This window comes from Falsiroseomonas sp. (genome assembly GCF_051859025.1).
In the GTDB taxonomy this organism is placed as follows: Bacteria; Pseudomonadota; Alphaproteobacteria; order Acetobacterales; family Acetobacteraceae; genus Falsiroseomonas.
In genome coordinates this window covers 26,192-40,626 of sequence record NZ_JBHYGL010000014.1, presented here as the reverse complement: position 1 = coordinate 40,626, position 14,435 = coordinate 26,192, and the positions used below count along the sequence as shown (strand labels likewise).

13 protein-coding genes and 2 pseudogenes are annotated in these 14,435 nt (G+C 70.6%); 6 read left to right on the top strand and 9 right to left on the bottom strand.

Annotation, left to right across the window (positions count from 1 at the left end; genetic code table 11):
• Positions 1-6 precede the first annotated feature (6 nt).
• The 4 genes from ACTIE5_RS15165 to ACTIE5_RS15150 are packed head-to-tail and all read right to left on the bottom strand — an operon-like array spanning position 7 to position 3,290.
• Positions 7-1,200: an MFS transporter gene (locus tag ACTIE5_RS15165; protein WP_439550536.1), complete on the bottom strand. Its 1,194-nt coding sequence runs from the start codon at positions 1,198-1,200 to the stop codon at positions 7-9.
• A complete protein-coding gene (locus ACTIE5_RS15160) occupies positions 1,197-1,547 on the bottom strand; it encodes a DMT family transporter (RefSeq protein WP_439550535.1) in 351 nt (116 codons plus the stop codon). Before ACTIE5_RS15160 ends, ACTIE5_RS15165 begins: the two co-directional genes overlap by 4 nt.
• 25 nt (positions 1,548-1,572) lie before the next feature.
• Positions 1,573-2,565 carry a glycosyltransferase family 2 protein gene (locus ACTIE5_RS15155; RefSeq protein ID WP_439550534.1) on the bottom strand — a complete coding sequence of 331 codons (993 nt, stop codon included), beginning with the start codon at positions 2,563-2,565 and terminating at the stop codon, positions 1,573-1,575.
• A gap of 14 nt (positions 2,566-2,579) precedes the next feature.
• A complete protein-coding gene (locus ACTIE5_RS15150; protein WP_439550533.1) occupies positions 2,580-3,290 on the bottom strand; it encodes a class I SAM-dependent methyltransferase in 711 nt (236 codons plus the stop codon).
• A 152-nt stretch (positions 3,291-3,442) separates the two neighbouring features.
• On the opposite strand from ACTIE5_RS15150, the gene ACTIE5_RS15145 reads away from it, so the two are divergent.
• From ACTIE5_RS15145 to ACTIE5_RS15120, 6 genes and pseudogenes are all read left to right on the top strand, one after another.
• Complete coding sequence (locus tag ACTIE5_RS15145) at positions 3,443-5,101, top strand: hypothetical protein (RefSeq protein WP_439550532.1); 1,659 nt, start codon at positions 3,443-3,445, stop codon at positions 5,099-5,101.
• Entirely contained in the window at positions 5,098-5,940 is an 843-nt protein-coding gene (locus ACTIE5_RS15140; protein ID WP_439550531.1) for an FAS1-like dehydratase domain-containing protein, read from the top strand. Before ACTIE5_RS15145 ends, ACTIE5_RS15140 begins: the two co-directional genes overlap by 4 nt.
• Positions 5,933-6,934: a DMT family transporter gene (locus tag ACTIE5_RS15135; RefSeq protein WP_439550530.1), complete on the top strand. Its 1,002-nt coding sequence runs from the start codon at positions 5,933-5,935 to the stop codon at positions 6,932-6,934. Before ACTIE5_RS15140 ends, ACTIE5_RS15135 begins: the two co-directional genes overlap by 8 nt.
• Positions 6,935-7,360 (top strand): annotated as a pseudogene (locus ACTIE5_RS15130) (DMT family transporter); the annotation flags it as partial.
• A gap of 57 nt (positions 7,361-7,417) precedes the next feature.
• Positions 7,418-7,801: pseudogene (locus ACTIE5_RS15125) on the top strand (EamA family transporter); the annotation flags it as partial.
• A 41-nt stretch (positions 7,802-7,842) separates the two neighbouring features.
• Positions 7,843-8,727, top strand: coding sequence for an MBL fold metallo-hydrolase (locus ACTIE5_RS15120; protein ID WP_439550529.1), 885 nt, complete (start codon positions 7,843-7,845; stop codon positions 8,725-8,727).
• Between the two features lie 4 nt (positions 8,728-8,731).
• Here ACTIE5_RS15120 and ACTIE5_RS15115 read toward each other — a convergent pair whose 3' ends face one another.
• Genes ACTIE5_RS15115 through ACTIE5_RS15095 form a run of 5 tightly spaced genes read right to left on the bottom strand, consistent with a single transcriptional unit; the run spans position 8,732 to position 14,357 of the window.
• Complete coding sequence (locus tag ACTIE5_RS15115; RefSeq protein ID WP_439550528.1) at positions 8,732-9,421, bottom strand: NUDIX hydrolase; 690 nt, start codon at positions 9,419-9,421, stop codon at positions 8,732-8,734.
• Positions 9,414-10,259, bottom strand: a complete 846-nt coding sequence (locus ACTIE5_RS15110) for a nitroreductase family protein (RefSeq protein ID WP_439550527.1) — start codon at positions 10,257-10,259, stop codon at positions 9,414-9,416. Before ACTIE5_RS15110 ends, ACTIE5_RS15115 begins: the two co-directional genes overlap by 8 nt.
• Positions 10,256-12,298, bottom strand: a complete 2,043-nt coding sequence (locus tag ACTIE5_RS15105; protein ID WP_439550526.1) for an acetate--CoA ligase family protein — start codon at positions 12,296-12,298, stop codon at positions 10,256-10,258. Before ACTIE5_RS15105 ends, ACTIE5_RS15110 begins: the two co-directional genes overlap by 4 nt.
• Positions 12,295-13,446, bottom strand: coding sequence for an acyl-CoA dehydrogenase family protein (locus tag ACTIE5_RS15100; RefSeq protein WP_439550525.1), 1,152 nt, complete (start codon positions 13,444-13,446; stop codon positions 12,295-12,297). The genes ACTIE5_RS15105 and ACTIE5_RS15100 overlap by 4 nt, the downstream gene beginning before the upstream one ends.
• On the bottom strand, positions 13,446-14,357 hold the full coding sequence (locus ACTIE5_RS15095; protein ID WP_439550524.1) for an SDR family NAD(P)-dependent oxidoreductase: 912 nt from the start codon (positions 14,355-14,357) through the stop codon (positions 13,446-13,448). Before ACTIE5_RS15095 ends, ACTIE5_RS15100 begins: the two co-directional genes overlap by 1 nt.
• Positions 14,358-14,435 lie beyond the last annotated feature (78 nt).

Genomic DNA, 14,435 nt, shown 5'->3' with positions numbered 1-14,435 from the left:
CGAAGCCTACAACCCCCGCGCCGCGCGGCGAAGCATCAGGAAGCCGCCGAAGCAGATCGCGGCGATGATGGGCAGCGCCACATCGGCGCCCGTGTTCAGCAGCAGCGGCGCGAACATCACCGGCGCCACCGCCATGGCGAAGGTGACCGGCGCCATCACCTTGCCCGCCACCGTCGCGTAGCCATCGGTGCCATGCAGTTCGATCAGCGTGGCGGGGCGCATCACGCTCATCACGCCTGATGCCAGGCCGTAGCACAGCACGAAGATCGGCACGGTGATGGCCGCGCCGAGCCCTGGCGCCAGCACATGCCCCAGCAGCGGCAGCAGGATGGAAGCCGGCATGGCCAGCAGGGCGATCGAGGCGAGGGTCATCGCCCGCAGCCGCGCGCCGCCCACCAGGTCGAACAGCCTGGCCGCCACCTGGGCTGGTCCCGCGAGGGAGGCCCAGAAGATGGCGCTGCCGCGATCCATGCCCAGCGCCTCCACCACCGCCACCATGTTGGCCAGCAGCGAAGAGCCCACCAGCACCTGCACCGTCAGCGCGGCGGACAGCCAGCGCAGCCGGGGCGGCAGGCGCGGCGCGGGGCCACGCGGCGCCCTTTCCCGGCTGCCGCGCGGGACCAGCGTGGCATGCAGCGGCAGCGCCACCAGCAGGTGGGACGCCGCCGCGCCCAGCACCGCGATCCGCCAGCCCCACTGCGCCTCCGCCCAGGCGAGGGCGGGCCAGGCGACAGCGGCGGCGAGCCCGGAAATGGCGGCCAGCGCCGCGATCCGCTTCCGCGCGCCATCGGCACCCAGCGTCGCCAGCGCGGCGTTGCTGGCCTCCGACAGGGTCATGGCGGCGGCGATGCCGAGCACCAGGCAGGCGAGGAGCGCCGTCAGGGCGCCTGGTGCGGCTGCCAGCAGCGCCAGCCCCGCCGCGTAGAAGATCGACCCCGCCACCATCACCGCGCGCGGCCCGCGCCGATCGATCAGCCGCCCGACCCGGGGTGCGAGCACGCCGGCCAGGCCGAGCTGGATGGCGACGATGAGGAAGCTGGCGCCGGCGGGCAGGCCGAGGTCCCGCTCCATCGCCACGCCCAGCACGCCCGGCAGGAAGTATCCCGTGCCCCAGCCCAGGATGAGGGAAACGCCAAGCGCGGTGACGACGGCCCAGCCCGGCGGGGACGCAGTCCCTCGCCCCGGGACGGCTGGTTTCACGCAGTCGTGGCGAGCAGCAGGACGCCCGCGGAGATCAGCCCGATCGCCGCCAGCTTCTGCGCGCCGAGGCTTTCCCCGAAGACGGCCCAGCCGATGACGGCGATGACGACATAGCTCGCCGCCGTGCAGGGCAGCGCCACGCTCATCGGGATCTTCCGCAGGGCGATGATGTAGAGCAGCGCCGCGCCGCCATAGGCGCCGAGCCCGATGATGGTCTGCCAGCGGAAGAGCTGGTCGATGAAACCCGTCTCCGCCGCGACGGAGCCGGAGGCGCCGGCCTTCAGCAGCACCTGGCCGACCAGCGATGTCGTGATCGCGGCGGCCAGGGTGATCCAGGCACTCAGCATCGGGGCAATCCCTTCGGGCCGGGCGTCACGAAACCACGCGCACCCGGCTTGCCTCGGCTGCCGGCGCCTCGGTCTCCGCCGCGCCGAGCACCTCCCGCACCACGCCCTGCGGCTTGCCGTTGGCGGAAAGGAAGGCGCGGCCGACATATTCGCCGAGCACACCGAGGATGAGGAACTGCACGCCGGAGACCAGCAGCACCACCGTCATCATGGAGGCCCAGCCCGAGGGCGTCTCCCCGCTCAGCCCCTCGAAGATCACGACGGCGGCGGCCAGCAGGCCGAGCATGCCCATCGCCGCGCCCGCCAGGATCGCCATGCGCAGCGGCAGGACGGAGAAGTTGGTGGCGAGGTTCATCCACAGCAGCACCAGGCGCTTCAGCGTGTAGTTGCTGCGCCCCTCCGCGCGGGGCAGGTGCTTCACCTCGATGCTGTCGAGCCGCTGCGTCACCTGCATCAGCAACCCGTCCACATAGGGGTAGGGGCCGCTGTATTTCGCGACTTCCTTGACCGCCAGCGCCGACATGCAGCGGAAGGAGGAGAGGTAGAGCCCCTTCGGCTTGTCCAGCAGCAGATCCGCCACGCCATTGGCAAAACGGCTGCCGAGATTGCGCCAGCCCTCATGTTCCTTCTTCGCATAGCGCGTGTAGACCACGTCCCAGCCACCCAGGCGGGCATGGTCATACAGGCGGATCACTTCCTCCGGCGGGTTCTGGAGGTCGTCATCCATGGTGATGACGTAGGCGCCGCGGGCATGGCGGAGCCCGGTCATCACCGCGTTGTGCTCGCCGAAGTTGCGGGCGTGCTCGATGTAGGTCAGCGGCACGGTCGCGCTGCGCTGCAGCGTGCGGCAGACCTCCCCGGAATTGTCGGGGCTGCCATCGTTGACCAGCACGATCTCGATCCCGCCGGCGGGGCGCAGCGCGGACAGCGCCTCCACCAGCGCGCCGACGGTGCTGGCGCCGCGATAGACGGGCACCACGATCGAAAGCCCGACCGGGGGGCCGGTCACGTCACTCATGTCTTCGGTCTCCATCACGGGCGCGTCGCGATGACGAGGACGGAGCCGCCCGCCGGCATGGGGATGCCGGCCAGGCCGATCCGCCGCTCCGTCTCCGCGACGGCGTGCAGGGTTCGGTCGATCCAGGGGGGGAAGTGGGTCACGTCACTCGGGGCATCGGGCTTGCGGTGCAGGACCTTGCGCTGAAGCGCCATGAGCGGGAGCAGCAGGCCGTTCCAGTACCGGGACGTAACGGCGGTGAAGCCCGCCTGTTCCATCATCGCGGTGGTGCCGGCGGCGGTGTAGCGGCGGGCGGTGTGCACGCGGGCGTCATGCGCGCTGCGCAGCCATTCGAAGGCGGGCAGGTTGAGCACCACGGTGCCGCCCGGGCGCAGCACGCGGTGCAGTTCCGCCAGGCCGCGGGCGGGATCGACGCCGGCATGGCAGATCACGTCGATGCTGACCGCGGCGCCGAAGCTGGCGTCCTGGAAGGGCAGGGCATTCGCATCCCCGGCCGCCACCGGCCAGCCGGATTTCTCCTGCGCACGGCGGGCGGCGTCGGGCATGTATTCCAGGCCCATCGCGGCGCGGCCGGGCATCTCATCCCGCATCCGGCGGAGGAAGCCGCCGGTGCCGCATCCCGCATCGAGGACAGGGCCTTCGGGGCCGGGGCGGGCGCGCAAGGCGTCCAGCACGCGGGCATGGGCGGCCTTGAACCACCACATGCCATCCTCGGCGGCGTCCATCAGGGCGTATTCGGCGGGTTCCACGAAACCGTTGTGGCGGCGGAGCGCGGCGAGGGCAAGGCGGGACCGCGGCCGGCGCGGGGCAGATCCGCCGCATCGGCGCCGCAATGCGGTTGCGCCCTGACCCTTGCGGGCGGAGGATGCGCCCGCCGATGACCCCGCCGACCAGCCCGCCGCACCAGGCCAACCAGGCCCGGGGTGCCCACCCCCTGCCTGCCCCTGGCCAGCCGGACCGCGCCGTCGCGGCGGAAGTGGCCGCGCCGCAGGGCCCCGCGATCGACGTACCGGCGGAAACCCGCGCCCGCATCCTGCGCGCCCTGGCGCTGGCGCCGGCCCTGGCCTTCCTGCTGATGGTGCTGGCGCCGCCGCTCAATCACGATGTCGCGGCCATCCTGAATTTCGCCGAGCGATGGGTGGGCGGGGAGCGGTTGTACCGCGACCTGATCGACGTCAACCCGCCGCTGATCTTCGCGCTCACCGCCATCCCGGCGCTGATCGACCGCTTCACGCCCCTGGATTCCGTCCAGGCATTGCAGGCCTGCGTGCTGGGTTGCTGCGCCCTGGCCTGGCGCTTCTGCGTGGCGCTGCGGCGCGACCAGCGGGAAGGGCCGGTGGAGGCCGCGGTGCTGGATGCGCTGGTGCCGCTCACCTGCCTGCTGGCGGCCTATGATGTCGGCCAGCGGGAGCATCTGATGGGGCTTTTCGCCCTTCCCTACGCCCTGCTGGCGGCGCGGCGGATGGAGGGCCAGGCCACGCCGAGCGGACTGGCGCTGTCCGTCACGCTGGCGGCCGCGCTCGCCTTCGCGCTGAAGCCGCATTTCCTGGCCGTGCCCCTGCTGGTGGAGGCGCTGGTGCTGTGGCGCCGCGGCCTGGCGCCGGCCTTGCGGGACCCGCTGCCGTGGCTGATGGCCGTCGTCTGGCTGTTGTACCTGGCGACGCTGCCGCTGCTGTTCCCCGACTACCTCGGCCACGTCGTGCCGCTGGTGATGGATTTCTACTTGGGCACCGGCGGGCTCAATGTCTTCGCCGTGCTGCTGACGGACAAGATGGGATCGGCCGTGGTGGCGGTGCTGCTGGTGCTGCCGATGCTGGCCTGGCGCGGGGCGGGGCCGGGGGCGCGGGCACTGGGCTGCGTTGCGTTGGGGGGGATGCTTTCCGCCATCGTGCAGCACAAGGGCTGGTCATACCACGTGGTGCCCATGACGATGGCGACGGCGCTGGCCGGCGGCTGGGTGGCTGCGCGGTGGTTCGACCGGGCGTTGCCCGCCGGCCGGGCGCTGGCCGCGGCGCCGATGCTGGCCATCGCCTGCACCTTCGCCATCGCGGCCGTCCATATCCGGGGCGAAAGCCCCTGGCGGCAGATCTGGTACACCACCCTGGCCGATGGCCAATTGGCGGCCGAGTTGAAGCGCGAAGTGGCGGGGGAGAGGCTGCTGGTCCTCTCGCCCGACATCTACCCCGTCTATCCCGCGCTCAACTACGCCCGCGCCCGGTCGACGCTGCGCACCATGAACCTCTGGCTGCTGGTCGGCGCCTATCCCGATTGCCCCGAAGGCGCCGCCCGCTACCGGGAGCCGTGGGAGATGTCCCGCCCCGAATTCCTGGTGTATCGCACGGTGGCGGAGGACTTCGCCCGCGCGCCGCCCGGCGCCGTGCTGGTGGCCAAACGGTCCGGCATCCCCCGCTGCGGGGCCGAGGAATTCGACCCCATCGAGTATTTCTCCCGCCACCCGGCCTTCGAGGAGACCTGGCGGCGCTACACCCGCATCGTCCATCTGGACAATTACCTGCTCTACCTGCGCGAGGAATGATGGCCTACGAAGACTACGTCGGAAAAACCGACATCCGGGAGGACACGCTGGATGCCCGCCTGGTCCGCGGCCTGGCCGCGACGCTGGGCCGGCCCGTGCCGGCGGCGCTGCCGCCGCTGTGGCACTGGATGCTGTTCCAGGACTGGGTGATGCCCGACGGCATCGGCCCCGACGGCCACCCGAAGCGCGGCGGCTTCCTGCCGCCCGTGCATGACCTGCCGCGCCGCATGTGGGCCGGCGGGCGCGTTGCCTTCCCGGGCGCCGTGCTGCGCATCGGCGATGCCGTGCGGCGCACCAGCACCATCCTGAAGGTGGCGGAGAAATCGGGCGGCGCCGGGCGCCTCGTCTTCGTCACCGTCCAGCATCGCGTGGAAGGCCCCGCGGGCCTCGCGGTGGAGGAGGAGCAGGACATCGTCTATCGCGGCGCCGATGGCGCGGCGGTGAAGGCGGCGGACCCCGCCCCCGCCTGGCCCGATGCGGTGGCGACGGTGGTGGTGCCGGACAGCGTCATGCTGTTCCGCTACTCCGCCCTGACCGGCAACGGACACCGCATCCACTACGACCACCCCTATGTGACCGGGGAGGAAGGCTATCCCGGCCTGGTGGTGCATGGCCCGCTGCAGGCCACCTTCATGGCCCACCATGCGCTGGACCACGCCGCCGCCGGCGCCCGCCTGGCGCGCTTCGCCTATCGCGGCCGCCGCCCCTGCTTCGACAGCCGGGCGCTGACGGTGCTGCGGCGGGAGGAAGCCGGCCAGGTGATGCTGGAGACGCGCGACGATACCGGCGCCACCTGCATGCAGGCGGAAGCGATCCTCGAAGGGCAGCCACTTGGCTGACCGAACACCCGGCGCGACGACGGGTCCATCCCCCCGGGCCCCCCCCACGTCGCGCCCCCGCCTGCCGCTGACGCCCCGCCTGCCGCTGACGCAGGACACGATCAAGGGCATCGCCGTCGTCGCGCTGGGCTATGGCATCATCTCCGGCGCGGATGCCGCGGTGAAATGGGCGCTGCCGGAAGTGGGCGTTGCCGTCGCCATGATCTGGCGTGGCGTCTTCGGCATGATCGCCATCGCCATCCTGTCGCGCGGCCAGGGCCTGGTGCCGGTGCGCCGGCCGCTGCTGGCGCTGCGCTCCATCCTGCACTGCGCCGTCACCGTGTCCTTCTACCTCGCCTGGTTCCAGGGCTTCCCGCTGGGCGGGTCCTATGCCGTGAACGCCGCCGCGCCGCTGATGATGACGGTGCTGGCCATCCCCCTGCTGGGGGAGAAGGTGGGCTGGCGGCGCTGGACCAGCACCTGCGTGGGCTTCCTGGGCGTGATGGTCATCCTGCAGCCCGGCGGCGAGTTGTGGCGGTGGGAGGCGGGGATGCTGCTGGCCGCCGCGGCGCTGCTGGCGCTGACGCGCATCTGGACGCGCGTGCTGGCGCGTACCGATACGCCCCAGGCCATCGCCTTCGCGCTGCTGGCCGCGCATGTGCCGATGGGTTTTCTCCTGTTGCCGGTCTTCCCGCCGCTCGGCCCGCTGATCCCGGCCTGGGACGTGACTTTGTGCCTGGCCTTCCTCGGCCTGGCCAATGGCTGCGCGCATTTCCTGTTCGCCCGCGCCTTCGCCATCGCGCCGGTCTCGGCATTGGCGCCCTACGAATACACGACGCTTCTGTGGGGCGGCATCCTCGGCTTCCTGCTGTGGGCGGAAGTGCCGGCGGTGAACACGCTGATCGGCGCGCTGATCGTCATGGCCGCCGGCCTCTACAATTTGCACCGGGAGCATGTGCGCAAGCGGGAGGCCGAGGCGGCTTCGCGCAACGCCGCCCATGGCAAGGTGCCCTAGATGCCGTTGCGCCATGATCTGCGCCGCGGCGTGATCTTCATGCTCTCGGCCTGCGCGCTTTTCGCCTTGATGTCGGTGCTGGTGAAGTCGCTGGCCGGCCGCGTGCCATTCGAGGAGCAGATGTTCTTCCGCAGCGCCTTCGCCCTGCCGGTGGTGGCGCTGATCGTGCTGCGGCGCACGGGCTTCACCACCGGCTTCACCTCCGTGCTGAAGACCAAGCGCCTCGGCGGGCATTTCGTGCGCGCGGCCAGCGGCGTCTGCGCCACCGCCTGTTCCTTCTACGCGCTGGGCGTGCTGCCGCTGGCGGAGCACCAGGCGCTGACCAACGCCACGCCGCTGTTCGTGACGATCCTGTCCATCCCCTTCCTGGGGGAGAAGGTGGGGCTGCACCGCGCCGGCGCGGTGTTGGCCGGTTTTCTCGGCATTCTCATCATCGCCTTCGGCCAGGGCGCCTTCACCGGAGATTTCGGCGGTGCGGCGCGGATGGGCATCATCGCGGCCACCACGCATGGAATTTTTTCCGCCATCACCACCTTGATGGTCCGCAGCCTCTCGGCGACGGAGGCCTCCACCACCATCGTCATGTGGCAATCCCTGCTGATGACAGGGATCATCGGCCTGGCGCTGCCCTTCGTCTGGGTCACGCCGAGCTGGCAGGACATGCTGATCCTGATGGCGATCGGCACGCTCGGCGGCGTGGCGCAGACGCTGCTGACGGAGGCCTGGGCCAGCGCGCAGGTCTCGGCGCTCGCGCCCTATTCCTATTCCTCGCTGCTCTGGGCGATCCTGTTCGGCGTCGTCTTCTTCGGCGACGTGCCGAGCCTCTGGACCCTGGCGGGCGCCTCGGCGATCGTCGCCGCCAGCCTCTACATCATGCACCGCGAGCTGCTGCGCGGGAGGAAGAAGCAATGAGCATTCCGTTCCTGCGCGATGACAGCGCCGCGATTGGCGTGGTGCAGCAGGTGGCGCCGGGGGTGCGGCGCATCCTCTGCGGCAATCCCGGCCCCTTCACCTGGCGCGGCACCAACACCTATCTGATCGGCCAGGGCCGCGTGGCGGTGCTGGACCCCGGGCCGGCGGATGACGCGCAATGCGAGGCGATCCTGCGGGCGACGGCGGGGGAGGCGATCACGCATATCCTGGTCAGCCACACGCATCGCGACCATTCCCCCGGCGTCGCCGCACTGGTCGCGGCGACCGGTGCGGCCACCTTCGGCTTCGGCCCGCATATCACGCCGCCGGAGCAGGGCGGGGAGGGTGGCGACCACGACTTCCGCCCCGACGCGATCCTGCCCGATGGCGCCGTGCTGGAAGGCGATGACTGGCGCGTGACGGCGCTGCACACGCCCGGCCATTGCGCCAACCACCTCTGCTTCGCGCTGGAGAACGAGGCCGGCAGCGGCACGCTATTCAGCGCCGATCATGTGATGAGCTGGTCCACCACCGTGGTCAGCCCGCCCGATGGCGACATGGCGGCCTACATGGCGTCCCTGGCCAGGCTGGCGGAGCGCGACCACGACCTGTACCTGCCAGGCCACGGCCCGCCCTTGCCCGACCCCGCGCCCTTCGTGGCCGCGCTGGCCGCGCATCGGCTGGAGCGCGAGGCGAAGGTGCTGGACGCGCTGCGGGCGGCGCGGCGCGCCACGGCGCTGGAATTGGTGCCGGCGGCTTACGGGCCGACGCTCGACATGCGCCTGGTCCCGGCCGCCGCGCGCAGCCTGCTGGCACACCTCATCAAGCTGGCGGCGGAGGGCGCCGCGGCCAGGGATGGCGAGGTATTCGAGGCGCGCTGAGGCGCTACTCGTCGCTCATCCGATTGTCGTTGCCGCGATAGACGATCTTCGGCATCGCGGCGCGCGCGTCAGGCGCCGTCGCGTGCCATTCCCGAAACTCCACCAGGATGCGTTCGGTGATGTTGGCCAGCTTCGCCTTCAGCGCCTTCGACAGCGGATACCAGTCGAGCCCTTCCAGTTCACCGGACCCCGCGATCTCCCCCCGCACCGCGCTGGCGGGCGCGATCAGGAAGCGCGCGTTGAAGCGCATGGAGCGGGAGGTCGGCGTGACGGCACGGCAGAGATAGTCGAGCGCGGAGAGATCGGCGAGCAAGCGCTGGCCCTTCATCTCCCCCATCAGCAGCCCGGTTTCCTCATGCAACTCCCGCACCGCCGCCACGCCCAGCGCCCGGGCCAGGGACGGCGGTGCGCGATGCGCGAGCAGCGAGAGCGTTACCGGCTTGAGTTCGGCCAGCACCTTCACGCCATGATCGGCGCGGTCCACGCGGCCGCCGGGGAAGACCAGCACGCTCGGCATGAATTTGTGCTTGGCGTGGCGCATGCCCATCAGGATCTCGGGCTCGTCCTGGCCGTCGCGCCAGACGATGAGGCTGGCGGCGTGGCGCGGCTTCACCGCGTGCTTCTTCGCGGCCTTGGCCGGAACGAGGTCCGCGCCCCCGGGATTGTCGGCCGTCGGGTCCTTGGAGTCAGTCAAGGTTCAGGCCCCTCGATGCCAGCCAGGCGCGGAAATTCGCGCGCTCCGGCACGGATAGCTGCCGCGCGGCGTTCTCGCTCCATGTGCAGCCCTCGGGCTTCGGGCCATGCGCTTCCGGGTAACGCGGCTTGCCCGGCGGGCGCAGCGCATCATAGGCGGGCAGGGCGGGCACAAGGCCGCTGTCGTCATAGCGTTCGCGATGCACGACCACGCAAGGCGGCAGGCGTGGCGAGGTCGCGTTGCGCGCGGCGGGAAAGCCGAGTGTCAGCCCGGCCACCGGGAAGACGCCTTCCGGCAGCCCGAACAGCGACGCCACCAGATCGAGGTTGTTCCGCACATAGGAGATCGGGCAGGTGCCGAGCCCCGCGTGATGCGCCGCCATCACGCAGAACCCCATGGCCAGCGCCGCATCCGCGCTCGCGTTGAGGAAGGTGTCGACGCTGTCATTGGCATGCGCCAGGCCGTGATGCGCGCAGACCTGTCGCCCGCGGCGGATGTCGCCGCAGAAGATCAGCAGCACCGGCGCTTCCTTGATCCACGGCATGGTGCCGATGGCATCGGCGATGGCCGCGATCTTGACCGGGTCTCGCGTCACCAGGATCGAAAACTGTTGCAGGTCGGACTTCGCCGGCGCGGATTGCGCGCCCGCCAGCACCGTATCCAGCAGCGCATCCGGCACGGGATCGGCGGTGTAGCGCCGCGTGACGCTGCGGCTTAGCAACTCGGCCAGCGCAGCCGGTACATCGACCGGGGCGAAGGGCAGGGCGCCGTAGCGCGCGCGGATCAGGTCTTCGGCGTTCATGGCACGCAGCGTGGCACCGGGCGCGGCCGGCGTCACGCCCGCACCACCCAGGCATCGGCGACGGTCACGCCCTCACCAGGCCGTCCGACGATCAGCGGGTTGATCTCCGCCTCCGCAACCTCCGGCACCGCCGCCAGGGCGGAGACGGCGACGATGGCGCTTGCCAGCGCCTCCAGGTCGCCCTTCGGCAGGTTGCGCCAGCCCGTCAGCGGCTTCATCGCGCGGACCTCCCCGATCATCGCATGGGCTTCGTCGAGGCTGACGGGTGCCAGGCGCAGCGCGATGTCGCGATGGAGTTCGGACATCACGCCGCCGGCGCCCAGCAGCACAACCGGGCCCACTTCCGGATCGCGACGGAAGCCGAGGATCGCCTCCGCCAGCCCCTTCGCCATGGGCTGCACCAGCATCCCCGTTATGCGCGCATCCGGCGCCGCCGCAGAGACGCGGGCCCGCATGGCGGCGGCCGCATCGCGCAGCGCGGCCTCATCCGCGATGTGCAGCGCGACACCACCGACTTCCGTCTTGTGCGCCAGGTCCGGCGACAGGATCTTCAGCGCCACGGGATAGCGCAGCCCGGCTGGCGGCTCGTCCTGCATAACTCGGCTGTCCGAGGCGAGGCCCAGCGCGGCGAAGAGCGCCCGCGCATCGGCCTCATCCGGCTCCGCCGCCAGCGTCACCGCGGGCGGGCTGGCGGCCGGCGTGGCGACGGGCGCGCGCCAGTCGCAGAAGGCGCGGATCGCGTCGGCGGCTCCCTCCGGCGTGCGGAAGGCGGCGATGCCCGCTTCCGCCAGCATGCGGAGCGAGGCTTCCGCCTGCGGCGCCAGGAAGGCGGCAATGGGTTTTCCTGGGATCTTCGCCGCTTCGACCACGCCGCCGACAGCATCCTTGGGCCTGAACTGGGCGGAGGAGCCGACAACGACCAGCGCGAGGTCCGTGTCTCCCGCGCTGCGCAGCGCATCCAGCCCCGCCATCACGCGGTCCGGCCTGGTGCCGGCCAGCGTCATGTCCAGCAGGCGCGCGTGATGCGGAAGCTTGGCCGCTTCCAGCTTCGCGGAGGCGACGGCATCGGGCTTCTTCGCCTCGATCCCCAGCACCCCCAGCGCGTCCACCGCCAGCGCGCCGCCGCCGCCCGTGGTGGTCATAACGCCGACGCCGCGATGGGTGCGCGTGGCGGGACGCCGGCCTGCCACGAGAAGCGGCAGCTCGAGCAACGCTTCCAGCATGGTCACGCGCAGGATGCCATGCGCGCGGAAGAAGGCATCCGCCGCCGCATCGCTGCCGGCCAGCGCGCCGGTATGGCTGTTGGCGAGTTCCGCGCCGAAGGGGCTGCGGCCGAGCTTCAGCGCGACGATGGGCTTGCCGAGCGCATGGGACTTCGCCGCCGCCGCCGCCATCTGGTCCGGTGCGCGGATCGCTTCCAGGAACAGGCACACCACATCCACATCGGGATCATCGAGCGCGAGCGAGGCGATCTCCCCCGCCGTCAGATCGGCCTCGTTCCCCGTGCCGATGAGGTGGGAGAAGCCGAGCCCCCGCGCCGCGCCGCGCGACAGCAGCGCACCCATCATGGAGCCGGATTGCGAGATCAGCGCGACGCGTCCCGCCGGCAGCGTCTCGGCCTCGAGCGCCGCATTGGTCGTCAGCGCCGTGCGGGCATTGGCGTTAACCACGCCCATCGAATTCGGGCCGAGCAGCCGCATCCCGCCCGCCTTCGCCGCGGCCAGGACGCGCGCCTGCAGGGCCGCACCCTCCGGCCCCGCCTCCGCGAATCCATCGGCCAGCACGCAGGCCAGCGGGATGCCGCGCGTGGCGCAGGCGGCGACCTGGGCTTCGACATTGTCGGTGCCCAGCAGGATATAGGCGAAATCGACTTCGCCCGGGATGTCGTCGAGCGAGGCATAGGCGCGTTCGCCCAGTACCTCCGCCGCGCGGGGATTCACCGGGAACAGGTCTCCGGTATAGCCATGCCGGCGCAGGTAGCGCTGCGGCCGCGCCGTCAGCCTTCCCTCATCGGCGGAAGCACCGATGAGGGCGATGCGGCGCGGATTGAGCAGCGCCTGCGCCAGCGGCGTCACTTGGCCGGCCTCTGGGAGAAGCTGCGCCCGAAGATGCCTTCCGCGATGCGGTTCTTCATCATCTCCAGGCTGCCACCCGCGATCATCCAGCCCCGCGTCTTGCGCACGCAGTATTCGATCAGCAGATCCTGGCTGTAGCCCGTGCCGCCCATGATCTGCATGGATTCGTTGGAGGCCATCCAGCCGGCCTGGTTGCAGGCGTATTTTGCCAGCGCGATCTGCTGGGCATCCGGCAGCCCATCCCCGGCGCCGACGGCGGCGCGGTAGAGCAGGAGCTGCGCGCTATCCAGCGCCACGCGCATCTCGGCAAACTTCCATTGCAGGCCCTGGAATTCCATCAGCGCCTTGCCGAACTGCTTGCGCTGTTCCGCGTGGGCCTTGGCCTGGCGGAAGCAGTATTCGCCGAGCGCCAGCGCGCGTGTGGTGTTGCCGCAGCGCTCCACGTTGAAGCCTGCGATCTGCTTGCGGAACCCGCCCTCGCCCAGCAGCACATTCTCCGCGGGGATGAAGACGTTGTCGAAATACAGCGCACACCAAGTCTCGCCATTCATGTAGCGGCTGGGCTGGCCGAGGCGGAACCCTTCCATCCCGCGTTCCACGATGACGCTGCCGATGCCGTTCACGCCGGGTCCGAAGCGGCAATAGATGACGAAGACGCCGGCATCTTCCGTGTTGGAGGTGAACACCTTGCCGCCATTCAGGCGATAGCCGTTCCCGTCCTTGGTGCAGGTGGTCTTCAGGTCCGTCAGCGCGGACCCCGCATCGGGCTCCGTCATCCCCACGGCCGCGATCGTCTCGCCCTTCAGCAGGGGGGTGAAGTACTTCTCCTTCTGGCCAGGAGTCGCGTATTCCGCAAACGTACGAAAAGCGCCGAAATTGCCGGCCTGGAGGACATCCGCGCTGCGCGGGCAGACATAGGCGATCTGCTCCATCGCCAGCACGGCGTCGAACAGCGTGCCGCCCTGGCCGCCATCCGCCTCCGGCAGCATGATGCCGAAGAGCCCGTTCTCGGCCATCAGCTTCGCGACATCCCAGGGGAAGCGCTCATCATGCGCGCGCGCCACGGCATCCTTCGCCAGATGCTGCTCCGCGAAGCGGCGCACGCTGTCCTGGAAGGCGATCTGTTCCTCGGTCAGGCCGAAATGCATCAGACGGGATCCCACGAGAAGACGTCGCCGCTGCGATCGAGCGGCAGGAAATGCGACTTGAGTGCCGGCAGCGCGGTTTCCGCGATGGCTTCCGGCGTCCAGCCCTCACTGCGATGCGTGCTGCGGATGGGCCGCGGCTGGCTGAACAGGAACAGCTCATTGTGGCGCGCGGCGAAGATCTGCCCGGTGACGTCCTTGGCGGCGTCGGACGCGAGAAAGACCGCCAGCGGCGCGTTCTTGTCCGGCGTCATCTGCTGCAGGCGGGCGACGCGCGCGCGCTCGGCCTCCGTGCCCGCGGGGATGGAGCTTGTCATGCGGGACCAGGCGAAGGGCGCGATGCAATTGGACCGAACGCCGAAGCGCTGCATGTCGAGTGCGATCGATTTCGACATCGCTGCGATGCCGAGTTTCGCGGCGGAGTAGTTCGCCTGCCCGAAATTGCCGATCAGGCCGGATGTGGACGTCATGTGCACATAGGCGCCGGAGCCCTGCTTGCGAAAATGCTCGGCGGCGGCGCGGCTGACGAAGAAGGTGCCGTTGAGGTGGACGTTGATGACCGCCAGCCATTCCTCCGGCGACATCTTGTGGAAGATCTGGTCGCGCAGGATGCCGGCATTGTTCACGACGATGTCGATGCGGCCGAAGGAATCCAGCGCCGTCTGGACGATTCGCTGGGCATTCGCCCATTCCGCCACGCTGTCGGTGTTGGCGACGGCCCGGCCGCCGCGCTGCTGGATGATCGCGACGGTCTGCTCGCCCGGCGTCGCGCTGGTCGGGCCTTCGCCCGTCAGGCTTGCGCCGATGTCGTTGACCACCACGGCCGCGCCGGCCAGCGCCATGGCCAGCGCGATCTCCCGCCCGATCCCGCCGCCCGCCCCGGTCACCACCGCGACCTTGCCTTCGAGCATCATGCCGGCTGCCTCCCTTGTGCGCAGAGGCGTTCTAGTCCCGGTGGATCGGGTCGTGAAGCCGGGTTGCCCCCATCGTCC

Coding starts and splice junctions, on each gene's coding strand:
- ACTIE5_RS15100 (WP_439550525.1), bottom strand. CDS start 13,446: ATGCATTTCGGCCTGACCGAGGAACAGATCGCCTTCCAGGACAGCGTG.
- ACTIE5_RS15145 (WP_439550532.1), top strand. CDS start 3,443: ATGACCCCGCCGACCAGCCCGCCGCACCAGGCCAACCAGGCCCGGGGT.
- ACTIE5_RS15150 (WP_439550533.1), bottom strand. CDS start 3,290: ATGGACGCCGCCGAGGATGGCATGTGGTGGTTCAAGGCCGCCCATGCC.
- ACTIE5_RS15095 (WP_439550524.1), bottom strand. CDS start 14,357: ATGATGCTCGAAGGCAAGGTCGCGGTGGTGACCGGGGCGGGCGGCGGG.
- ACTIE5_RS15155 (WP_439550534.1), bottom strand. CDS start 2,565: ATGAGTGACGTGACCGGCCCCCCGGTCGGGCTTTCGATCGTGGTGCCC.
- ACTIE5_RS15160 (WP_439550535.1), bottom strand. CDS start 1,547: ATGCTGAGTGCCTGGATCACCCTGGCCGCCGCGATCACGACATCGCTG.
- ACTIE5_RS15140 (WP_439550531.1), top strand. CDS start 5,098: ATGATGGCCTACGAAGACTACGTCGGAAAAACCGACATCCGGGAGGAC.
- ACTIE5_RS15120 (WP_439550529.1), top strand. CDS start 7,843: ATGAGCATTCCGTTCCTGCGCGATGACAGCGCCGCGATTGGCGTGGTG.